The 21,735-nt window shown below is 69.3% G+C and carries 17 protein-coding genes; 5 read left to right on the top strand and 12 right to left on the bottom strand.

Annotated elements, in window-relative coordinates; all coding sequences use genetic code 11:
• Positions 1-7: 7 nt before the first annotated feature.
• The 3 genes from ON33_RS04075 to ON33_RS04065 are packed head-to-tail and all read right to left on the bottom strand — an operon-like array spanning position 8 to position 5,338.
• On the bottom strand, positions 8-3,280 hold the full coding sequence (locus ON33_RS04075) for an SDR family NAD(P)-dependent oxidoreductase (RefSeq protein ID WP_040855238.1): 3,273 nt from the start codon (positions 3,278-3,280) through the stop codon (positions 8-10).
• On the bottom strand, positions 3,273-4,586 hold the full coding sequence (locus ON33_RS04070; RefSeq protein ID WP_040855235.1) for a beta-ketoacyl [acyl carrier protein] synthase domain-containing protein: 1,314 nt from the start codon (positions 4,584-4,586) through the stop codon (positions 3,273-3,275). The genes ON33_RS04075 and ON33_RS04070 overlap by 8 nt, the downstream gene beginning before the upstream one ends.
• Entirely contained in the window at positions 4,583-5,338 is a 756-nt protein-coding gene (locus ON33_RS04065; protein WP_040855232.1) for a thioesterase II family protein, read from the bottom strand. The genes ON33_RS04070 and ON33_RS04065 overlap by 4 nt, the downstream gene beginning before the upstream one ends.
• 156 nt (positions 5,339-5,494) lie before the next feature.
• Here ON33_RS04065 and ON33_RS04060 point away from each other — a divergent pair, with 156 nt between their 5' ends.
• On the top strand, positions 5,495-6,151 hold the full coding sequence (locus ON33_RS04060) for a GNAT family N-acetyltransferase (protein WP_040855229.1): 657 nt from the start codon (positions 5,495-5,497) through the stop codon (positions 6,149-6,151).
• Here the strand turns inward: ON33_RS04060 and ON33_RS04055 are convergent.
• Positions 6,106-7,401, bottom strand: coding sequence for a SidA/IucD/PvdA family monooxygenase (locus ON33_RS04055; RefSeq protein WP_040855359.1), 1,296 nt, complete (start codon positions 7,399-7,401; stop codon positions 6,106-6,108). The genes ON33_RS04060 and ON33_RS04055 overlap by 46 nt on opposite strands.
• A 135-nt stretch (positions 7,402-7,536) precedes the next feature.
• On the opposite strand from ON33_RS04055, the gene ON33_RS04050 reads away from it, so the two are divergent.
• Positions 7,537-8,001 (top strand): MTB12 C-terminal domain-containing protein, encoded by a 465-nt coding sequence (locus ON33_RS04050; protein ID WP_040855226.1) that lies wholly within the window; start codon positions 7,537-7,539, stop codon positions 7,999-8,001.
• An 84-nt stretch (positions 8,002-8,085) separates the two neighbouring features.
• Here ON33_RS04050 and ON33_RS04045 read toward each other — a convergent pair whose 3' ends face one another.
• Both ON33_RS04045 and ON33_RS37900 read right to left on the bottom strand, forming a co-directional pair.
• On the bottom strand, positions 8,086-9,018 hold the full coding sequence (locus tag ON33_RS04045; RefSeq protein ID WP_083868577.1) for an ABC transporter ATP-binding protein: 933 nt from the start codon (positions 9,016-9,018) through the stop codon (positions 8,086-8,088).
• 94 nt (positions 9,019-9,112) lie between these two features.
• Entirely contained in the window at positions 9,113-9,952 is an 840-nt protein-coding gene (locus ON33_RS37900) for a DUF4190 domain-containing protein (RefSeq protein WP_245550295.1), read from the bottom strand.
• A 94-nt stretch (positions 9,953-10,046) separates the two neighbouring features.
• Here ON33_RS37900 and ON33_RS04035 point away from each other — a divergent pair, with 94 nt between their 5' ends.
• Positions 10,047-11,015, top strand: coding sequence for an RluA family pseudouridine synthase (locus ON33_RS04035; RefSeq protein WP_051151616.1), 969 nt, complete (start codon positions 10,047-10,049; stop codon positions 11,013-11,015).
• Positions 11,016-11,061: 46 nt separating this feature from the next.
• Positions 11,062-11,826, top strand: coding sequence for a CPBP family intramembrane glutamic endopeptidase (locus ON33_RS04030; protein ID WP_040855348.1), 765 nt, complete (start codon positions 11,062-11,064; stop codon positions 11,824-11,826).
• 113 nt (positions 11,827-11,939) lie between these two features.
• On the opposite strand, the gene ON33_RS04025 is transcribed toward ON33_RS04030, so the two are convergent.
• From ON33_RS04025 to ON33_RS04005, 5 genes are all read right to left on the bottom strand, one after another.
• Positions 11,940-12,149: a hypothetical protein gene (locus ON33_RS04025; protein WP_040855223.1), complete on the bottom strand. Its 210-nt coding sequence runs from the start codon at positions 12,147-12,149 to the stop codon at positions 11,940-11,942.
• Between the two features lie 163 nt (positions 12,150-12,312).
• A complete protein-coding gene (locus ON33_RS04020) occupies positions 12,313-13,311 on the bottom strand; it encodes a sulfotransferase domain-containing protein (RefSeq protein ID WP_040855220.1) in 999 nt (332 codons plus the stop codon).
• A 149-nt stretch (positions 13,312-13,460) separates the two neighbouring features.
• Positions 13,461-15,626, bottom strand: coding sequence for an MMPL family transporter (locus ON33_RS04015; protein WP_063710936.1), 2,166 nt, complete (start codon positions 15,624-15,626; stop codon positions 13,461-13,463).
• A 35-nt stretch (positions 15,627-15,661) separates the two neighbouring features.
• Positions 15,662-16,210: an EXLDI protein gene (locus tag ON33_RS04010; RefSeq protein WP_040855216.1), complete on the bottom strand. Its 549-nt coding sequence runs from the start codon at positions 16,208-16,210 to the stop codon at positions 15,662-15,664.
• A gap of 259 nt (positions 16,211-16,469) precedes the next feature.
• The gene (locus ON33_RS04005; protein ID WP_040855345.1) at positions 16,470-17,456 is read right to left on the bottom strand and encodes a LysR family transcriptional regulator; all 987 of its coding nucleotides are present in this window, start codon (positions 17,454-17,456) and stop codon (positions 16,470-16,472) included.
• Between the two features lie 60 nt (positions 17,457-17,516).
• Here ON33_RS04005 and ON33_RS04000 point away from each other — a divergent pair, with 60 nt between their 5' ends.
• Entirely contained in the window at positions 17,517-17,936 is a 420-nt protein-coding gene (locus ON33_RS04000) for a DUF5997 family protein (protein ID WP_040855213.1), read from the top strand.
• 55 nt (positions 17,937-17,991) lie between these two features.
• Here ON33_RS04000 and ON33_RS43035 read toward each other — a convergent pair whose 3' ends face one another.
• Entirely contained in the window at positions 17,992-21,324 is a 3,333-nt protein-coding gene (locus tag ON33_RS43035; RefSeq protein ID WP_063710935.1) for a 3-carboxy-cis,cis-muconate cycloisomerase family FAD/NAD(P)-binding protein, read from the bottom strand.
• Positions 21,325-21,735 lie beyond the last annotated feature (411 nt).

The raw sequence follows: 21,735 nt of genomic DNA, 5'->3' as shown, positions 1-21,735 counted from the left end.
CCTAGCCCTAGTTGGTGTTCTCTGCCATCAGCAGCACGACATCGTCCAGCGACGCGCCGCCCAGGATCGCCGCGACCGGCAGCTCCAGGTCCAGCGACGCCTGCACCCGCTTGCGGAAGTCCAAGGCCTGCAACGAATCCAGGCCCAGTGCGACCAGCGGCGTGGAGCGGTCGATGGTGTCGCCCGCGCCGATGCCCATGACCCGCTCGAGTTCGGCGAGCACCTGATCCGCCAGCGGGAGGGCCGGTGCGGCGGCCACCGGCCGCTCGGCGACAACGGGCGATACCGGAGCCGGTTCCGCGACAGCCCGATTCGCGCTCGGAACCGCCAGTGCCGCATCATCGATGCGCGCCGGTGTCATCGGTTCGGGCTCCGGCACTTCCGACAGCACCGCGGCCTGCCCGAAGGCGCCCATGACATCGCGCAGGAACGCCCAGTCCGCGGAGATCACCACCGCGTCGGTCGGCTGCCCGGTGAATCCGGCGGCGATGGCATCGGCCGGGTTCATGGGGTACACGCCGGCGCCCTCGACCCGTGCCATGCCCGCCGCGTCGAGCGGTCCCGCGACACTCCACAGGCCCCACTCCAACGCGGAGCAATCGATACCCCGCGCACGCACCCGGCGGGCGAGGATGTCCAGCATCCGGTTGGTGACGGCGTACAGAATCTGCCCGCGCCCGCCGAGTGTCGCGGCCATGGACGAGCACAGCAGCACCCGCCCGGCCGGGGCCAGCGGCACCGCGTCGAGCACGGCCTCCAGGCCCAGCGCCTTCGAGGCGGCGGCGGTGGCCACCATCTCGGCGGTGATCTCCTCGATGCCGGCGTCCACATAGTTGACGGCGGCGTGGACGAGCAGGCTCACCGGCCGCTGCTCCAGCCCGGCCGCGAGGATCGCGACAGCGTCCACATCGCTGATGTCGCAGGCCGCGACCACGATCTCGGTGGCGCCGAGCATCCGCAGCCGCGCCACTTCCTCGGCGGCCGTGCCGGATTCGCCGGACCGGCTCACCACCGTGATCCGTCCCGCGCCCTGCCGCGCGAAGTCCTCGGCGAACAGCAGCCCGAGCTTGCCGGTGCCGCCCACGATCAGCACATGATCGAGATCGGCGGGCGCGCCCGGCGCGGACTCGTCCACGACCAGCCGCTTGACGAACACCTTTCCGCCGCGCAGCGCCACGTCCGGCTCACCGGCCGTATGCAGCGCCGCCACAATCCGATTCGCTTCACCGGTTCCGGCATCGGCCGCGAGATCCAGATGCCGGAACAGCACGCCGGGCCGCTCCACACCGATACACCGGAATCCGGACGCCACGGCCCCGTGGAACAGGTGCGGCACCACGTCCTCGGGCACCACGACCTCACCGCCGACCGTCACCAGCCAGCAGTCGCCGCCCGGGCGCACGCCGGCGAGCGCGGGCAACCACGCGCGCCCGGCGAAGAATTCGCTCAGCTCGGCGACAGCCGCCGCGCCGGTGGCCTCCGGCAGCGCGGGCCACAGGATCACGACACTGTCGAAGGTCTCCGCCGATAGTTCCGAAGTCGCTTGGGCGGCAAGGATTTCGCCGAGCACGCCGTCGGCGGCTTCCGGTGCGCCGTTCTCGGCGACGACGGCGGCCATCTCGGCCAGGTCCAGGACCGCGCTCACATCGAAGCGACCGGAAGCTCTGTCCTCCGCGGACTTCGGCGCGGTGAGCACCGTCGCGTTCGCGCCGTAGCGGTCGGCGGCGGCGAGCAGGGCCGAGAGCTGATCGGCGCAGCGCCCGGTCGGGTCGACGAAGGCCAGGTGGCGGGGCGCGGTGAGGGAGCGGCGCTCCCAGGGCGTCCATTTCTCCACCAGGCGTTGGGGTTTGGGTGCGGCCGGGACCGGCGGGTGCACCGCCTCCGGGGCATAACCGGGGGCGGCCCACAGGCGCTTGGGGTTCATGACCGTATGCGGGAAGTCGCGCAGTGGGAGGGCCGGGGCCGCGCCGGTACGCAGTGCGGTCCAGTCGTAGGCGAGATCGGCGACGGCGACGGCGGCCAGGTTGCGGGTGAATTCCCGCAGCGAGGTCGCGGTGCGCAGGGAGGTGCCCAGGACCTTGAAGTCGCGGGGAGCGCGCGAAGGGTCGCGCGGGACCAGGGAGAGATTCTCCTGAAGAGCCAGCTGCAGGACGGGGTGCTCGACGACCTCGATGAGGGTGTCGATGCCGTCGACGGCGGCGGCGACCACGGCGCGATCGAAGCGGACACGGTTGCGCAGGTTCCAGTACCAGTACTGTTCCTGGATCAGATCGGCGGTGATGCGCGCACCGAGAGTCGCTCCGTAGCAGGGGATCTCGGTCTCGGTGAAGGTCGCTCTGCTCAGTTCGCCGCCCAGGAAGCCTTCGAAGTCCGCGCGCAGCTCCGCCACGATCGAGGTGTGCGCCGGATAGGCGACTCCGATCTCGCGGGCGAAGTGGCCGCGCTCGGTGGCGGTCGCGACCATGTCGGCGATGGTGTCGCGGTCACCGGAGATGGCCATGACGTGCGGGGCGTTCACCACCGACAACTCGGCCCAGCCGGAATGTCGGGCCAGCAGGGCCTCGCAATCCTCGCGGTTCATGGCCAGCACGGCCATGGCGTAGCCGCGCGGCGAGAGGCGCTCGACCAGGCGCGCGCGGTGGGCGACGACCAGCACGGCGTCGCGCACCGACATGACCCGCGAGACCGCGCCGGCGGCCAGCTCGCCCTGACTGTGACCGATGGTGGCGGCCGGGCTCACACCGGCGGCCTGCCACATGGCGGCCAGCCCGGCCATGTGGAACATCAAGGCGGGCTGCACTTCCCACACCGTGTCCTGGTACGCGCCCGCGGTGCCGAGCAGATAGTGCAGCGGCTGATCGTGGCCGAAGCGCTCGGCGTGCACGGCCGCGCACTCGTCGACGGCGGCCCGGTAGACCGGGGACAGCTCATAGTACAGCGTGCCCATGCCGGGTCGCTGACTGCCCTGACCGGGGAAGACGAAGCCGATCCGGCGCACGGTGGCGGGACCGTCACCCAGCACCACGGCGGGATGCGAGACCCCGTCGATGATCGCGCCCAGGGCGTCGAGGAGTTCCTCGCGCCCGGTGACCATGGCCAGCGCCCGGTGCCGGCGGGCCGTGCGGGTGCGGAACAGCATGTCCGACACCCGATCCGGGGTCACGGTGGGCCGCTGCTCCAGGTAGGCCAGGATGCCCGCAGCCTCGGCGCGCACGCCGTCGGCGGCGTCTGACGAGAGCAGGACGGGGATGCTGCCATCGGGCAGCCGGTGGCTAGACATCGATTTCCTCCAGCTCGGGCAGGCCGACGAGGGCGTGGGCGTTGGTGCCCGCGACACCGAACGAGGACACGGCCGCGTACCGCATGCCGTCCACGGCGGCCCAGGATTCGAGTTCGGTGGCGAGCCGCAGTGTGGTGCCGGCCCACTCGATGTCGGCGGTCGGGCGCTGGGCGTGCAGGGTGCGCGGGATCTGCCCGTGCACGCCCGCCAGCAGCACCTTGATCAGGCCCAGCAGTCCGGAGGCGGCCTGCGCGTGGCCGGCGTTGGACTTCACCGAGCCCAGCCGCGCCACGCCACCGGGAACGCCGTAAGTGGCTGCGAGCGCGGTCAATTCGAGCGGGTCGCCGACCGGGGTCCCGGTGCCGTGGCCCTCGATGAGCCCGACCTGTTCGGCGGCGACACCGGATGCGGCCAGGGTGTCGCGAATGAGGCGCTCCTGCGCCGCCGCGCTCGGCACCGCGATCGGCGCGCCCTTGCCATTGTGGTTGACGCGCGAGCCCAGCAGCCGCCCGTACACCCGATGCCCGAGCGCCCGCGCCCGCGACTCCCGTTCCAGCACAACGACTCCCGCACCCTCACCCCAGAGCGTGCCGGTAGCGTCGGCGGAGTAGGAGCGGCAGTGCCCGTCGGCTGCCAGCGCGTTGTTCTTGGAGAACTCGTAGAACGCGCCCGGCGAACCCATGACGCACACGCCGCCCGCGAGCGCCCACTCGCACTCCCCCGCCCGGAGGGCGGCGGCCGCCTGATGCACGGCGGTGAGCGCGGAGGCGCACGCGGTGTCGACGGTGACCGACGGCCCGGTCAGGCCCAGCCCGTGCGAGATCCGCCCGGCCACCGCGCCCAGCGCGGTGCCGGTGGCCCGGTACCCGCTGTACTCGTTGACCGAGGCCGCCCGCGGCCCGTACTCCATGACCGAGGCGCCCATCCAGCACCCGGCCGAATCACCGTCCACCGCATCGGGATTGATTCCGGCCTGCTCGAGCGCCCGCCAGGCCACCCGCAGGCCGACCCGCTGCTGCGGATCCATGGCCACCGCCTCGCGCGGGGTGATGCCGAAGAACAGCGGATCGAAATCTGCGGCGCCGGTCAGGAATCCGCCGGCGTCGGGCACCGCGGCCCAGCCCTCGTGGCGGTCCAAGGTCAGCAATTCGGCCAGCGGCCATTCCCGATCACGGGGAAAGGGACCGATCAGTTCCCGCCCGGCCGCCAGGGCCGCCCAGAATTCCGGCAGGGTGTCGATGCCGCCGGGCGCCTCGATACCCATGCCGACGATCACGATGGGATCGCCGGAATCCGGCGCGCTCATGCGACGACGCTCTTCTCCGCGGCCAGCAGTTCGGCGATGCCGTGCACATGGTCGTCGAGGTAGAAGTGCCCGCCCGTGAACAGGGTGACGCGAATTCCGCCGCGGCTGTGGCCTTCCCACGCGTACAGATCGCGCGGCGCGACGAATTCGTCCTCGTCACCGCCCAGCACCAGGATCGGCGCGTCCACCGCGATGTCGGCCGCGCACGAATAGGCGTCGAAGGCACGGTAGTCGGCCTTCATGACCGGAAGCGCCATGCGCAGCACGTCGCGGCTGCCCAGTACCTCCGCGCCGGTGCCGTTGAGCGCCGACATGTGGTCGAGCAGGGCTTCGTCCTCGGTGGGATGCCCCGGCAGGTCGGCGATCCGGGCGGGTGCGGCGGCCGAGGAGGCGACCAGCAGCCGCACGCCCAGCCCCGCGGCCTCGGCCAGGCGGGCGAATTCGAACGCGATGACCGCGCCCATGCTGTGCCCGAAAATGGTGAGGGGAACACCGGTTTCGTGCGCGGATTCCCGGAAGGCGGCGAAGGCGCCGGCCGCGATCTCGGGCAGCGTCTCCATGGCGGCCTCGCGGGCCCGGTCCTGACGGCCCGGGTACTGGAACACCACGACATCGAAGTCGGCGGCCATGGTCTTGGCGAACACCCGATAGGCCGAGGCGCCCGCACCGGCGTGCGGGAAGACCAGCAGCGGTGGCGCGGATTCCGCACTCGGGGCCTGAAATTGCCTGATCCAGCCGAGTTCCCGTGCCATTTTCCGAATCTCTCCTACAACTGCCCGACCACAGTGGGCGCCGGTTCCGCTTGTCCCCCTTGCAATGTCCGGGCAACCGTAACACCACCTAGTTAGTATAGGCTAGCCTTACTAACTGGGGTGATCAAGCTAACCGACGAACGGAGCGCCACAGCGATGAACCGGACGACCTACGTCCTCGCGCGCGAACTCACGGACCGTCCCGACCGCGTCCGCCGCGCGCCCGCGCCGGTGGTGCCCGAGTTCGCCGCGCCCTTCAGGCTGCGGCTCGTGGACGTCGACTCCCGCGATCCGGAGACCATCACCGAGTGGATGCACCGGCCGCACCTGCTCGAGACCTGGGAACAGGCCTGGGACGCCGACCGGCGCCGCGCCGACTGCGGGGCGCAACTCGACGGAACCTTCTCCCGCCCTTGCCTTCTCGAATACGACTTCGCCGCCCTGGACCGGCCCGAACTGGGCAACCGCGAGGTGGCCTACGTCGAGCTGTACCGGCCTGCCAAGGACGAGATCGCGCGCCTCTACGACGCCGACCCCCGCGACATGGGGTTCCACATCGCCACCGCGGACACCACGCTGCTGGGCCGCGGCGTCATGTCGGGCTGGATGCGCCTGCTGGGGCAGGCGATCCTGGCGGCCGAACCCGAATGCCGCCGGCTGCTGTGCGAACCGGATCATCGCAACATCCCCATGCGGAAGGCGCTGGAGAAGATCGGGTGGCAACATCTGGGCGACTTCGACGTCCGGCCGGATCGGCGCATCTCGCTCTACGCGCTGCCTCGCACCGCGGCCGACCTGCCCGAGATCCGGTAGCGCGGACCCGGATTCGGCGCCGGTTGCAGGATCCGGTCCGACAGCTCGCCCAGGCAGCTGAGATTCGGGAAACCCGGACCCTGCGCCATGGCGGCCATGTTGGGCAGATACAGCTTGGCGTCCAGCCCGGACACCGCCAGGTCGTAGCCGATGGCCGCCTCCAGCCGGGACGACTCCAGCGGGCCCCCGACCGCCAGCTCCAGCAGATCGGTGGCGGCGGCGTCGAACAGGTCCAGGAACCACAGCGGCTGACCGCCGGTGGCGTCCACCACCAGATCGAAGGTGTGGTTCTGATCGGCGCGCAGCTCGTTGCGCAGGGTCAGCACGACCCGACCGTCCTGGTCGGCGAGGTGCACGACCCGGCCCTGCAGATGGTGAACCCTGTTGTCCCCCAGCAGGCTTTCCTGCACCCGCACCGAGAACACGCCGCGGTCGGTCCGCCGGATGACATCGCGACGCTCGGCCATGCCCAGGCCCGCCCACTTGGTCGGATCACTGTAGAGCGAGTTCTCGAAATAGCTTTCACCACGCGTGTACAGCGTCGCCTTGGGCGAGATCACCGAGACGGTGAGCATCTCGTGGCGGACCAGCTCGTCCAGCGCCGACCCCGCGGTCTCACCGCCGCCGATCACCGCCACCCGCGAGGACGCGGGCAGGGCGCGGCGGCCCGCGAGCTCCCAGAACTCGTTGATGCTGAGCACCTTCGGATGCTCGGCCAGCGCGCGGTCGCTGCGGCCGGGTCCGGTGATCATCACCGCGTCGCAATCGAGCTCGTCCACGCCGCCGTCGGCATCGGTGACCGACACCAGCCAGCCGTCGGCCGCGGCGGCGATACCGGTGACCGCGCCCTGCACCAGATCCAGGTCGATGCGCCGGGCTACCCACTGCAGGTACTTGGCCCAGACGTGATGCTGCGGGCTGGGCCGGCCGCGATCGATCCATTCGGCGTAGGTGCCGTGCTCGACGAGGAAGGCGGTCCAGCTGAAAGCCCGCATGGCCGTGTCGATATCGCGGTTGCGGCCGCGCGCCCAGGTCGAGCGGTATGGGAAGCCGACGTCCTTCTCGGGGCTGGTGCCCAGGCGGTGCCGGCCGTCGGTCCAGCCGCCGGTGGGTAGCCAGTTTCCGCCGACCGTCTGTGCCTCGACCACGGTCACCCGCGGCGCGGGCAGGCCGAGTTCTCGCAGCACATGCGACTTGGCCGCTACCGCCAGGGCTTTCGGCCCCGCGCCGACCACCAGAAGCGTTTCCACCGGTTCTCCGTCCCAGTTGCTCACTGTTGCCCGCCTCGCACAACCCGCCAACCACTTTAGGTTTGCATAGCCTTACCTTATATTGCTTGGCAGCGCTTGCGAAGCGCTCGAGACGAAAAGATTGGACAGCACACAATGCCCCGTACTTCACGCCTCCTCGGTGCCGCGCTCACCGCCGCCGCCCTGCTCGCCGGAACCGGAGTCAGCGCGGCGACCGCCACGGCCGCACCGGTTTTCGCCGCCGCGCGCACCGCCACCCCCGGCACCGGCGACCTGAAGGCCAAGCTGCAGACCGCCCTCGACACCGGCGCCCCGGCCGCCACCCGAGCCGCCGAGCTCGAGGCCGGCGAGGCCGGCCTGCCGCTGCTCGACCAGGTCGGCACCGCCATGAACGCCGCCCCACCCAGCTTCCGCTGGTCCATCCTCGGCCCGGTCACCGAGGATGGCGACACCCTCTCGGCCACGCTGCAGACCGCCGTGGACGGGTTCGACCCGTTCACCTTCCCGCTCACCTGGAAGCTCATCGACGGCAACTGGAAGCTGTCCCGCGACGCCGAGTGCACCGTCGCGAGCGTCGCCATGCTGCCCTGCAGCCTCTGATCCTTCGAGAGTGACTCGGGCGCTTCGACAGTGACCCACCCGTGAACGGCCCCGGACTGGCGCGGGGATTCCGGGGCCGTCCGGCTACGCGGGCACCGGCGCCAGCCGCCATCCGGACGCACGGGTGCGCTCGCACCAGAAAGCGGAGTAGCGCCCCCCCGAGCGCGAGCAGTCCGCGTGCGTGCCGCGTTCGACGATGCGACCGCCGTCCATGAACAGGATCTGATCGGCGTGCGCGATGGTCGCCGGCCGATGCGCCACCACCAGAACCGTTCTGCCGCGGGTGAGCTCGTGCACACCGCGCACCACGGCCGCCTCGTTGTGCGGGTCCAGGGCACTGGTGGCCTCGTCCAGCAGCACGATCGGAGCATCCTCGACCAGGGCCCGCGCGATCGAAACCCGCTGGCGCTCACCGCCGGACAGCGCCGAACCGGCCTCGCCGACCGCGGTATGCCAGCCGTCGGGCAGCCGCTCGGCGATCTCGTCCACCCGCGCTACCCGTCCGGCCGCGAGGACCTCGGCCTCGGTCGCGTCCGGACGGCCGGCCCGGATGTTCTCCAGCACGGAGCGATCGAAGAGATAGACGTTCTGGAACACCAGGGCCAGGCGGCCCAGCAGCGACTCCGCCGGCTGCTCGCGCACATCGTGGCCACCGACCAGTACGCGACCGGAATCGGCGTCGTGGAAATGGGCGGCCAAGCGCAGCAGCGTGGATTTGCCCGCGCCGCTGGGGCCCACGATGGCGGTCGTGGTGCCGGGCGCGGCGGTGAACGAGATGTCCTGCAGCACCGTCTTGTCCGGCCCGTAGCCGAAACCGACCTGATCGAACTCCACCTGCGGGGCGCCCGGCGTCACCGGTGAATCCGGCTGCGGCAGTGCCGGTTCCGCCAGCAGATATGCGATCAGGCCCCGCGCCTCGCGGACGTTCTCGACCATCACCCGTGACAGCTCCCCCGCGTGCCGGTCGTCGAACCAGCCCGCGTGCGCCTCGACCGCGGGCGGTGACTCGACCGTCATCAGTCCACCTCCCACCTTGCTCGGTCCGGCGCTCCCACGAGCTCCGGCGATAAGGTAGGTTAGGCTAACTTTCGTTGAACGGCCATACCGACGGTCAGCGCGGCACCTTTCCGGTCAGCTTCTTGCCGCCTGCGTCGTGCACCATGCACGTCGCGCGGCCATTGAGCTTGTCCCACTGGGTCTCGTTGGCCGGATAGAGGATGAACGTCTCCAGCTGGTCGTACATCGAGCTCTTGCTCAGCTGCTTGTCGATCTCGTCCAGGCAGGCGTCATTGGCCTTCTGGAACGACGCGTCCAGCGAACCCGGCCAGGAACCCGGCAGATGCACCTGCGCGATCACCTCGGCATCGTGCGACGAATCGCACGGCAGCACGGTCACCTTGCGAATGTGGTTGTTCTCCTCGACCGTCTGCAGGCAGTCACCGACCTTCACCTCGTCGACCGAGATCGAGGTCGGCGAATCCGGCAAGGCCGAGGTGCGGGTCGAATTGTCCTGCGACGCCGAGTTGTCCGATCCGTTCACCGCGCCCACGACGACCAGGAGCACGGCGATCAGCGCCCATACACCGGAGGCGACCAGGCCGCCGATGGCCAGGCCCCTGCCGTTCTGATTGCGCTGCTTGATCTGGGACAGCGCGATGATGCCGAACGGGACGGCCAGTAGACAGCCGCCGATCAGGCCGAGGATGAGGGAGGCGATGGCCAGGCCATTGGTGCCCTGCGGGGGCGGCGGAGCCATGGGATAGGCGGGCGGCATCGGCTGGTACCCGGGCGCGTAGCCGGGCTGACCGGGCTGCCCGTACTCCCACTGCCCCTGGCCGTAGCCGGGTTGCGGATATGCCGACTGGCCGTAGTCCGGTTGCGGGGGCGGTGGAATCTGGCCGTAGTCCGGCTGGCCCGGCACCCCTTGCGGCTGTTGGTCGTTCGGGTACACGAGACCCCCGATCTCTCGTTCTGACCCGGACATTCCGGGCGTTGGCCAACCGTACCCCCTGGTCCGGACAAAGTCGGGGACTAGGGTTTGGCGAGTGAGACGCAGGCAGCAACCACCGCTACCCAAGCGGCACGGCCTCGATCCGGCCCGGTTGCGGCTACCCGAGGACGGCGACTGGGCGACCATCCGCGACCACCTCGTGGAGCGGTTGCCGCGCGTGCGCCCCGAACGCATCGACGAACTGCTGCGCACCGGCGGCATCGTCGACCTGGACGGCCCGATCGCCCTCGACACGCCCTACGCGCCCGGCGGCGCGGTGTGGTTCCACCGCGATCTCCCGGAGGAGACCGAGGTGCCGTTCCCGATCGGCATCGTCTACCGCGACGACGACATCCTCGTCGCGGACAAGCCGCACTTCCTCTCCACCATCCCGCGCGGGCAGCACATTCTGCAGACGGCTCTGGTGAAACTGCGCCGCGATCTGGACCTGCCCGATCTGGTGCCCGCCCACCGGCTCGACCGAGTCACCGCCGGATTGGTGCTGTTCATCGTGAATCCGGCGGTGCGCGGGGCGTATCAGACCATGTTCCACAAGCGCCTCGTCCACAAGGAGTACGAGGCGCTCGCACGCTTCGATCCGGATCTGGCGCTGCCACGCACGATCATCAGCCGGATCGTCAAGGAACGGCAGGTGCTGCGCGCCTACGAGACCGAGGGCGAACCGAACGCCGAGACCCTGGTCGAATTGGCCGAGCAGCGCAACGAATTGGGACGCTACCGGCTGCGGCCGCGGACCGGGCGGACTCATCAACTCCGGCTTCATATGAACAGTCTCGGGATCCCGATCCTCGGCGACGACTTCTATCCCGAGCTCACCGACAAACCGGTCGACGACTACACTCGGCCGCTGCAACTGCTGGCTGCGACGCTGGAATTCACCGATCCCATCACTGGCGAGCCGCGGCGCTTCGACACCGCGCGCACGCTGCAGGCCTGGGACGATCCGGAGGGCTGGGCCGCGGAACGGGCGCCGGCCGCCGGGTATTCCGCGCAGCGGGATTGACCACATTCGAAGGCCGTTCCAAGAATCCGCTCGTACACTGGCCGTGATGTCTCGAAACGATAACGGTGCGGTCGCGGTGCTCCCTGACCCGCCCACGCTGCCCGGCCGCAAGCTGCACGCCTATGTCGATGTGGCTGTCGTCGTTGTCGTCCTGATCTGCACGAATCTGATCGCGCATTTCACGAACAAGTGGGCCGCCATTTTCACCGTGCCGATTGCCGCACTGGTGCTGGTCGCCCTGGTACGCCGCCGCGGACTCGGGTGGGAGGACCTCGGGTTGTCGCCACGCCAGTGGCGACGCGGGTCGCTGTGGGCGCTGGCGGCCGTCGGCGTGGTGCTCGCGGCCGTCGCCATCGGCGCGGCCCTGCCGATCACCCGGCCCTTCTTCCTCAACGACCGCTACGCCGCGATCTCGGGCGCGCTCATCGCGTCCATGATCGTGATCCCCCTGCAGACCGCGATCCCGGAGGAACTCGCCTTCCGCGGCGTGCTGCACGGCACCCTCGACCGGGTCGCCGGAGCGCGCGGGGTGTTCACGGCGGGATCAATGTTGTTCGGGCTCTGGCACATTGCCTCGTCGCTGGGATTGACCAGCGGGAACAAGGGGCTGACCGGATTCCTCGGCAGCGGCCCGGCCGGGCAGATCCTCGGCATCGGGCTCGCGGTCCTCGCGACCGCCGGGGCGGGCGTCGTGTTCACCTGGCTGCGTCGGCGCAGCGGCAGCCTGCTCGCGCCGATCGCCCTGCACTGGGCGGTGAACGGCGCCGGCGCGCTGGCCGCGGCCGTGGTCTGGCACGTCACCGTGCACTGAGAAGCAGTCCCGTGCGCTGAGAAGCAGAGGGGCCGACTGACCTGGGAACAGAGGATTATGGTCAGTCGGCCCGGGGACGGTTCGGCGGGTCAGGCCCACACCGAACCGAGTCTTCAGCAGCCCGGGAATCCGAGCGGGCCCGCGCCGCAGGCGGCGCTGCCGGTCAGGGTGGGCTCGAGCACGTTCACCCTCGGCTCCCAGGCCGAACCCCGCAGGGTCGACAGGGTGTGGGCGCCCGCACTCTTCGGGGTCGACCGGATGGTGGCGCGCCGGTTCCGCGGGGCGATCGGACTACCCGCGATGACCGCGACGTTGTCGTCCATATCTTCCGCTCCTCGGTGCCAACCCGCTTCGTATGCGGTCCGGCGAACTGTATCGGTTGTCCAGTTCATCGCGTGGCACTTTTGGGAAAATACTGAAACACGTTTCTGTCAGAATCGCTCCCGGGCAGGTCAGCACCCGTACCGGGAGCGATTCCGGCAGCCGTCAGGCCGGGTCGTTCCAGCCCAGATCGCGGTCCAGCAACTCGAACAGCCGCTCGTTGTACGGGCGGTAGAACTCGCGCAGCCGCGCCAGCGACTCGTCCTCGGGCGGCGGGAACTCCAGCGGATTGCGGTTCACGACCTCGCTGTGCAACGCCGGCGCGATCGCGGGCAGGCCCAGGAACTCGTGGATGCCGCACACCGTCTTCGACACATCGGCGAAGAAGTCCTCCGCCGCGACCAGGTGCAGGTTCGCCCGGCCGTAGGTGTCCAGCCAGCGCCGCACCGAATTCACGTAGATCCCCGCCGCCAGCATCGGCATGGTCGGCAGCATGGTCGGCGGCGGCGGACCCGGGAAGGCCCCCAGCGCCAGCGACACATACTCGGCGAAGGTCCGACCGTACCGCCCGGTGCGCAAACCGTGCTGACCGCTCAGGAACAGATCCCACTTGTAGTGCGAATACGCCCGCCGCACCGGATCACGAAGCATGAGCACGACTTTCGCGTCCGGACTGGACTCGCGCAGATTGTCGATCAGCGGCACATCGTGCAGCAGCGGATCGAAATGCCCGACCAGCGCCCGGCCCGTGCGCTCGGCCACCGCCGCCTTCTCCCGTTCGGTCGGGAGATACGGACCCCAGCCCGCCGGAAAACCGTGACCGATCTCCTTGGTCAGCGGCGCGACAATGCTCGGATGCTGCATGAGATACGCGGCCAGATCGGTGGTTCCGCTCTTGAGCGCGCCCACACACGTGAAATCCGGGACGGCCCGCGGACCGCCGAACTTCCCGCGCCACCATAATCGAATCGGGGGCACGGCCCCGAAATAATGCTCCAGCGTCAGGTAACGCCAGCCCAGGCGTGCGCTGCGCCAGGGATGCGCGAGATGGCTCTCATTGTGGTACCGCTGCAGCTGCCACTGCTCGAATACCTGAAAGCCCTCGGTATATCGGTCGCCGCCGCTACAGGAACCCTCCTGAGCAGCCTGGATCGACTTTCTCATATTTTGTTATCCCCTCACCGCGATCCCACTGCCACCGGGATCGACTGCCGGACACCGTAACAACAGATCGACCCGCTTCCGCGGAAGCAGAAGCGGGTCAACCTATTCGGAGACGGATTCAACAGCTGATCGGGTACTTATCCGAAAGCTCAACGGCGAGCGTCGGTTACCGCCTCGGTCTGCGACCATTCCGCATCCCATTGCGGCTGCTGCCGCTCCGCGTCACCACCGTGGCCGGGCCACCAGGCGCGCCGGCCGATCAGGGCGGTCACCGCGGGGGTGAAGAACATCGCCATGACGAACGCGGCGATAGCGATGCCGACCGAGATGGCGAAGCCCATCTGCGACAGAGTGTCGTTGCCCGCCAGCATCATCGAGGCGAAGGTGCCCGCCAGGATGACGCCGGCGGCCGCCACCGTCGGGCCGGTGTGGCGCAGGGCCAGGGCGGCGGCGCGGTGCGGGTCGTTGCCCTCGCGCGCCTCCTCCCGCAACCGGGCGACCATGAGGATGTTGTAGTCCGTCCCGAGGGCGACGACGAACAGATACATGATCAGCGGCAGCGTGAAGATCAGACCCGAATCCCCTTGCAGGTGCTGGAAAGCCAGCACCGCGGAACCCAGCGTCGCGGCGAAACCGAGGAACACCGAGGCCATCAGATACCAGGGCGCCACCACGCTGCGGAGCAGCAGCGCCAGCACGATCATGATCAGGATGGCCGCCACCGGGAAGACCACCGTGTAGTCCCGGTTCATGGCGTGCTGGAAGTCCACGAACACCGAGGTCATGCCGCCCACCACCGCCGAGGTGCCGACCGGCGCCGCGGCGTGGGCGGCATCCCGGAGCGGACCCTTCACGGTCTTCAGCGCCGGATCGGATTCCGGCTTGTCGCTCAGCGTGACCTGATATTCGGCCACCGTCTTGTCGGCCGAGAGCGCGGGCTGCGGACCCACCTCGCCCACCCCGGGCACGCCGCGCAGGACCGCGCCGAAAGTGTTCAGCTCATCGGCGCTCAGCGCGCCGTGCTCACTGCGCAGGTACACCTGCGAAGGCTGGGTGCTGCCCGCAGGCATGCTCTTGAGCAATTCCTTGCCGTAGACCACGGATTCGGAACTGCCCGAGGTCGAACCCGAGCTCAGATCGAAGGTCGGATTGAAGCCGAAGGAGAAGACGCCCAGGGCGATCAGGACACCGCCGGACGCGACGGCGAACAGGCCCGGCCGCTTGCCCAGCGCACCGCCCACGGCCGCGAACCGCGCCCCGGTCGGCTCCACCTGCCAGGCCTTCGACGGCCAGAACACCTTGGTGCCCAACAGCGAGACGATCGCGGGGATGAGCGTGAGCCCGGCCAGCAACGCCACCGCCACCGCGATGGCCAGGGCGATGCCCATGGACCGGAACATGCCGAGCGTCGACAGCGTCAGCGCGCCGAAGGCGATGATCACCGCCGCGGCTGCCGAGGTGATGGCCTCACCGACCCGGGTGACCGCGCTGACCACAGCCGTCTTGGCGTCCTCCCCGGCGCGCAGGCGCTCCCGGAAGCGGAACATCAGGAAGAGGATGTAGTCCGTGCCGACACCGAACAGCACCACCACCAGCAGCGACTGCACGGAGCTGTCGATGGCGAGGTCGAAGGTGTCGCTGGCGATCGCGATCAGACCACTGGCCAGCGGGGACACCGCGACGAAGATGACCAGGATGGGCAGCAGCGCGATGATCGGACTGCGGAAGATGAGCAACAGCAGCAACAGGATCAGCACGACCGTCGCCACGCCGATGATGATCAGGCCCTTGGTACTGGAATCCTGCTGATCCAGGGTCTGCGCGGCGGTGCCGGTGATGCCGGCCTTCAGGTCGGTGCCGCCGACCTGTTCCTTGAGCGCGTCCCGGAGGGACTTCACCGCGTCGGACTGGTGGGTGTCATTGGCACCGGTGACCTTGGTCATCTGCACCGCGACCACCTCGACCGCCCGGTTCTCCGCCGGGGGCACCGCCTGGATTCCGGTGACGTCCTTGATGTTCCGTTCCGACAGCTTGGTCGCGGCGGCGGACACCTCGGCCGTGTCGGAGTCGGTCATCGGGGCGCCGTCGGAACGCTCGAAGACGATGAGCGCAGCCGGCGTATTGCTGTTGGGAAATGCCTGCTGCTGCAGCTTCGCTGCCTGGATGGATTCGTAATGCGAAGGCAGGAAGTCGGATTGGTCGGTGGTGGCGGTGAGCTTCGGCGCCGTGGCGACCACCGCGACAATGGCGATCAGCCACGCGGCGATCACCAACCACGGGAATCGGACGACCAAGCGCCCCAAGCGGGAGAACATGCGGGAGAAGTCCTTTCCGGGTTCGGCCGCGCTATTCAGATATCGAGGACCTGCGAGGACGGGTTCTCCACCACGTCGGCGACGGTGCGGTGGACCTTCGCCGGAATGCGGTCGCGCAGCTCCGCGAGCGAATCCACGATCTCCAGTGTGAAGTCGCCGTAACCATCCTCGTCCAGACCGAGGAATTCGCGCCAGTTCTTAAATCCCTTGGCCCAGTTCGTGAATACCGTGAGGTCCGACTGGTCGGAACTGTTTCGGGCGGTGCGGAACTCTTCCTTCCGCTCCCGCGCGGCCAGCTTGGAGGCCTGCGCGAAGTCCGACCACTCGACGTAGTGACGGTGGACGACCAGCTTGCCCTTGCGGCTCAGGAAGACCTGAACGGACTCGCTGCCCTCCTTCGTCACGTGCTGGGCCCCGGCCAGTCGCCGGCCGACGAAGCGCTGGGTGCGGCCGCCGCCCGGGCCCACGCGCAGGGTGATCTCGCGCATGCCCTCGGGCAGCGGGTCCGGGACCAGATCGGTGACAGCCGGGGCGGGGGCCTCCTGCGGGTCGGCGTCGTTGGACTTGTCCATATCGAGGGCCATGGGGTGCTCCAAATCATCAGTGAATGCGCATATGGGCATGCGTGAACAACGCGGCGCTGTGGGTCGACATCCGCTGTGCCGCTGCGCATCTCAGGGTTCCGGACGGTCATTTCCCGTCTTCAGCCACTATAAGTAGACGTATACGTATAGCGCAACCCTGACTCGACCCTGAACTTTCTCCAGGTCGTCCCTGAGAATCCGGAAGGGCCCGCCTCCACAGCGGGAGGCGGGCCCTTCGGGGTTCGACCGGGGTAGGTCGCTAGCGGCCACGCCGCTTGCCGGGCTTCTTCGCGCCGCCCTGCTTCGACTTCGCGGCGGCCGCGGGCTTCTTCGCACCGGCCTGCTTCCGCGCCCCGCTCCCGGCCTTCGCGGCAGCGGGCTTTCCGGATGAATGCTGTTGCCGCGCAGGCTTGTCCGGCTGACCCGACGAAGAACGGGAACTGCGCGCGGAACGGCCGCGCACCACACCCACGAACTCCTCCACCAGCTCGGTGGTGCGGTCGGCGGGCCAGGCCAGCGCGATCTCCGTCTCGGGCACATCGGTGACGGTCCGGTAGACCAGATCCTTGCGGTGGTGCAGGCGGGCGATCGAGTGCGGCACGATGGCCGCCCCGCTCACCGCGGCTACCAGCTCCATGGTCATGGCGGCATCGTCCAGGTCGGCCGCGTCCTGCATGCGCTCGTCGGCCAGATCGGCCGTGGCGACCTGCTCGAACAGGGCGATCGGATGATCCTTCGGGACGACCACGACCGGGAGTTCGCGGTACAGCGGAATCGCGCTCACGCCGTCGCGGTCGATCGGCAGCCGCACGAAACACATGTCGACCGTGTCGGCGCGCAGCGCCTGCTCCTGCTCCTTCATCGGAATCGGCGTGAGTTCCAGCGCGATCTCGGGGAACCGCTCACGCCAGATGCGCTCCCATTTGGTGACCGTCACACCCGGGACGAAACCGACGCGCAGGCGGTTCGCCGCGGCCGGCCGCGACTCCGGTTCCGCGGCCGCGGCGGCCGCGAGCAGGGCACGGGCCTCGTCGAGCAGCACCCGCCCGTCCTCGCTCAACTCGGTCGGCTGCGCGCCCGGCACGAACAGCTTGGTATCGAGCTCTTCCTCCAGCTCGATGACCGTCCCGCTCAATCGCTGCCGCGAAATCCCGAGGCCACGCGCCGCCCGGGCGAAATGCAATTCCTCGGCAACCGCGACGAACCAGCGCAGGCGCGTCAGATCGATGGACTCCAACCGGCTCATGGCGTCCACGGTATTGCACCGGCCAGGAGGTTCGCCCCACCCGCCCGATACCCTTGATCAGTGAGCCCGGAAAAGAACCCCCAGACCATGAAGCCGCTCACCGCGGCGAACAAACTCGGCATCTACCTCGCGGCAACCCCCGCGGAGTTCCGGAACTCACCCGTCACCCGCGCCCAGCTCGAGGAACTGCGCACCGATCCCCCGCAGTGGCTGATCGACCTGCGCGCCAACGGCCCCTTCCCGCGCGATGTGGTGGCCCGCAAGCTCGGCGTCTCCAACTCCGGCCTGGCTCGCGGCGGCGTCACCGACGCCCTCACCGCCGACGAGATCGCCGCCCTGCTCGCCGACCCGCCGGAATGGCTGCTGCGCGAACGCGACAACCTGATCGCCGTGCGCAAGGAGGCCGAGCGGGTCAAGGACAAGGAGGCCGCCCGCCGCGCCGCCTCCAACCGCCCGCCCAAGAACCGCTTCGGCAACTGAGCGCTGCTCACAGTCCGCATCGAGCGCTGCTCACACCGTCCACGCTGAGCGCTGCTCATAATCTCCGCAGCACCCGGTCGACCAGGTCGGGCGCGGCGCCGAGGTAGTTCTCGGGGCGGAGCAGCTCGGCCAGTTCGGGTTTGGTGAGATACCCGGCGATATCGGGAGATTCGGCGAGCACATCGGCCAGCGGCCGCGTCGTGGTCTGCGCCTCGAACGAGGCGGCTTGCAGGGCCTTCTTCGCGATCGGCTTGCCCAGCAACGGCGCCAGGCGGCTCGAGAGGCGTTCGGCGACGATCTGCCCCTCGGTGAGCGCGAGGTTCTCGGTCATGCGATCGGCGTCGGCCATCAGCCCGGAGGCGAGTTCGACCGCGGTGTGGGCGGCGCCGCCGACCAGCAGCAGGCATTCGCGCAACGGCTGCCATTCGGCATGCCAGGCGCCGGCCGGACGCTCGTCCTCGGCCAGCAGCGCACCGAACAGCGTCGAGGCCAGCGCGGGCACCTGCAGCGCCGCCGCCCGAATCATGGTGCTCAGCACCGGGTTTCGCTTCTGTGGCATGGCCGAGGACTCGCCGCGGCCCGGGGCGACCGGCTCCAGCAATTCGGCGGTTTCGTTGCGGGACTGGGAGATCACGTCCACGGCCAGCTTGCCGAGCGTCCCCGAGGTGAGGGCCAGAGCCGCGGCCAGATCGGCGATCGGGGTGCGCACCGTGTGCCAGGGGGCGGCGCTCACCGCGAGTGCGAGTTCGGCGGCGAACTCGCGGGTGAGGCGCTCCACGATCTCACCGGCGGGCGCCTGCGCCAGCTCCGAGTCCGCACATCGCGCACACTCGATATAGGACGCCAGAGTGCCTGCCGCACCGCCCAATTGGACCGGCAGCGTACCGCGCACCCGATCCAGGCGTTCGCGGGCGTCGAGCAGGCCCTGCATCCACACCGCCACCTTCGCGCCGAACGTCGTCGGCACCGCGTGCATGGCGAGGGTGCGGCCCGCGATGGGCGTGGTGCGGTGGCGGCGGGCCAGCTCGGCCAGCGCGGCGACCGCCGTGTCCAGATCGGCGATCACGACGGCCAGCACCCGGGAGGCGATCACCATGGTCGCGGTGTCGAGAATGTCCTGACTGGTGGAGCCGTAGTGCACATAGTTGGCGCTCACCGGATCCACGTCCGCCACCGCGTCGTGCAGCCGTTCCACGAAGGTCACCACCGGATTGGCGGCGCCGCGCGAAGCCTGGGCGATCTCGCGGGCGTCGAAGGCGTGCTCGCGCACCGCCACCGCCAGATGATCGGTGACGGTGTCGGGCACCATGCCCAGGCGGGCCTCGGCGCGCGCCAGCGCCAGCTCCACCTCCAGCATGGCCTCGATCCAGGCGTCGTCGCTCAGCAGGGACTCCACCGGGGTGCCCACCCCGACCGGGGCCAGCAGACCGCATTCCATGTCGCCGTGCCTTTCACACTCGTGCGCGAATTCGGAATGCCTGCGCATCCCATGCTGATTCGACGGGATCGCCGGACCCTCGTAGCGGTGGGCGGTGAGGATCTCGCGGGCGATGGCGTCACCGTCGGCCAATGTCACCGAATTGACCCCGGGGCGCGCGCCCGCCGCGGTCACCCAGCGCACGGCCTCGGTCGGCACTCCGAAGGCGTAGCGGCGCGGGTGGATTCGCCCCAGAGTGTCCACCGGATGGAACGAACCCGGCGCCAGCGCGAGCCCACCGGTGCGGTAGCGACTGCCGTCCGGGGAGGCGAAGACGTAGGCCCGCACCTCCTCGCGGCGCAACAGGTTGCGCAGCAGGGGATCTCCGGTGCGATGCAGGTCCGGCGCGGGCATCCAGGCATCGATGAGAGTCCGTGCCGACGCCACCGACTCACCGACCAGCGGTGAATCGGCGACGAAGCACTCGTGCCTGGTGTCCGCCCGGACCCGCATGCCGGGACCGGCGACCCGCACCACACCCGCGCGAATCAGTGCCGCCAGTTCCGAGATCCGTTGTGCCGGTGGGCCGATGGACAGGAAGGCGTTCATCGGCGTGTACCAGCGATCGAGGTCGTCCCGATAGGAGGAGCCCGCTATGCCGCCGTGGTCGACCACCAGGCGCACCTCGTTGCGCAGGTCGCGCAGGACGTCCAGGGCCGCCTTCACGGGGCCGTGCACATTGCCCAGGCGGGCCTGCCGCACATCCGCGTCGAGGTAGGCCAGCAGCCAGCCGTGGAAGTCCGCGGGATCGGTGAAGCAGCGGCCGCCGGTGGGGTCGGCGAGCGCGCTCCAGTCCCAGCGGTCCCGCTCCGGAATACCGAAACGGTTCAGCAGCTCGTCGCCGGCCTCGGCGGTCGGGGCGATCAGGTAGCGGTCGCGGAAGGAGGCCAGGCGGCGCGGGCTGACCCGATCCGCGATCAAGCGGGTGTAGTAGACCGACTCGACCTCGCGCGCGATGTGCGGCCAGACGTCGCGCCGGAAGGAGACGTCGCCGAATTTCCTGGCCCGCTGCCGCAATCGGTCGATGCGGTCACGGTTCAGCAGCAGGGGCTCGTAGCGACCGTCCACACCCTTCTGATGCTCGCCGCGCGCGTGATGCGGGACGCCGCGGCGGCAGCCGGTCACGATGAGCGGCTCCCGGCCCGAAGCGATGTACTCCAGCCCGGCCTCGGACTCCTTGAACCGGCCGCCCCGGCCCGCCGTCAGCAGGGCCAGATAGTCGAAGAAGGTGAGGCCCAGGCCGCGGATGATGACCGGCTCCCGCTCGGGGACGCAGTCCAGATCAACGTCGGCGGCATTGCCGGGCGGGATGTAGGTGAGGCCCAGGCGATGTGCGGTGTCGGCCATCGACCCGGCGGTGGCGGGCGGCGCCTCGGACAGATGGCCCTGGGTGAGCACCACCGCGTGCAGGCCGCGCACTCGTTCGCCGGTGCCGAGTTCCAGTTCCTGGAATCCGCCGGGTCCGTCGCGCAGGTCCACCACGGTTGCCACGATTTCGCGCACCCGCACCCATTCGGCATAGCGGTCACGGGTGCGTTCGAAGGCCCAACGCAGGTAATGGCCGTAATAGGCGCGCGGCGGATAGCTATCCGGGGAAATCCGCATTGCCGCGCCGAACGCCCCGCTGGGCAGTCCCGCGAAATTGCCGATTTTCGCCAGGAAGTTCGACCACTCGTAGAGGCTGGGACCGCGATCCACCGGGCCCGCCATCTCCACGGTGTCATCGGTGAATACGGTGACCTGCTCGGCAACGGTGTTCATCAGCAGGTGCGCGGATTGGTCGGTGCGCCAGACCGCCCCGGTCCCAACCCGTTTCGAGTCGATGACCACCAGCTCGACCCCGGCCGAGATGCCTAACTGCCGCGCGTTCGCGCAGAGACGTTCGAAAACATTCAGACCCCGCGGTCCCATTCCAACAATGGCGATCCGTAAAACATTGTCGAGCATGCCAACTCACCGATCGCGCTCGATTAGCCGTGACCGAATCCGGACACGGTGGCGAGGTTAGCAGCGGCTCCGATAAGCACTCAAGAATGAACGGTTCGGTATGTCCGCTTAGCCGGTATTGTCGACAATAGTGCGTTGGAGTGGCGTATCGAACTCATCCGCCGGCGCGACACAGGCAGCGCCCACCAGATCGAGGTCGAGACTGTCGTATCGCGCACAGCTTGAACAACTTTCGCCGGCCTCCGGAGCCCGGGCGGCCGCATTCTACTTCGCCGGATCCACAGGTTTTCGCGCCATACGGGCCGCGATGAAATCGTCGACAAGACGTACGCGGTCATCGTGGTCGATGGCGCGCACGCCGGCGAGGTGGGCGAA

This window comes from Nocardia niigatensis NBRC 100131 (genome assembly GCF_000308655.1).
Taxonomy (GTDB): domain Bacteria; phylum Actinomycetota; class Actinomycetes; order Mycobacteriales; family Mycobacteriaceae; genus Nocardia; species Nocardia niigatensis.
The sequence above is the reverse complement of the archived record's forward strand: the minus strand, read 5'-3'. Positions and strand labels throughout refer to the sequence as shown.

Coding starts and splice junctions, on each gene's coding strand:
- ON33_RS04075 (WP_040855238.1), bottom strand. CDS start 3,280: ATGTCTAGCCACCGGCTGCCCGATGGCAGCATCCCCGTCCTGCTCTCG.
- ON33_RS04070 (WP_040855235.1), bottom strand. CDS start 4,586: ATGAGCGCGCCGGATTCCGGCGATCCCATCGTGATCGTCGGCATGGGT.
- ON33_RS04065 (WP_040855232.1), bottom strand. CDS start 5,338: ATGGCACGGGAACTCGGCTGGATCAGGCAATTTCAGGCCCCGAGTGCG.
- ON33_RS04060 (WP_040855229.1), top strand. CDS start 5,495: ATGAACCGGACGACCTACGTCCTCGCGCGCGAACTCACGGACCGTCCC.
- ON33_RS04050 (WP_040855226.1), top strand. CDS start 7,537: ATGCCCCGTACTTCACGCCTCCTCGGTGCCGCGCTCACCGCCGCCGCC.
- ON33_RS04045 (WP_083868577.1), bottom strand. CDS start 9,018: ATGACGGTCGAGTCACCGCCCGCGGTCGAGGCGCACGCGGGCTGGTTC.
- ON33_RS04030 (WP_040855348.1), top strand. CDS start 11,062: ATGTCTCGAAACGATAACGGTGCGGTCGCGGTGCTCCCTGACCCGCCC.
- ON33_RS04025 (WP_040855223.1), bottom strand. CDS start 12,149: ATGGACGACAACGTCGCGGTCATCGCGGGTAGTCCGATCGCCCCGCGG.
- ON33_RS04020 (WP_040855220.1), bottom strand. CDS start 13,311: ATGAGAAAGTCGATCCAGGCTGCTCAGGAGGGTTCCTGTAGCGGCGGC.
- ON33_RS04015 (WP_063710936.1), bottom strand. CDS start 15,626: ATGTTCTCCCGCTTGGGGCGCTTGGTCGTCCGATTCCCGTGGTTGGTG.
- ON33_RS04010 (WP_040855216.1), bottom strand. CDS start 16,210: ATGGCCCTCGATATGGACAAGTCCAACGACGCCGACCCGCAGGAGGCC.
- ON33_RS04005 (WP_040855345.1), bottom strand. CDS start 17,456: ATGAGCCGGTTGGAGTCCATCGATCTGACGCGCCTGCGCTGGTTCGTC.
- ON33_RS43035 (WP_063710935.1), bottom strand. CDS start 21,324: ATGGGACCGCGGGGTCTGAATGTTTTCGAACGTCTCTGCGCGAACGCG.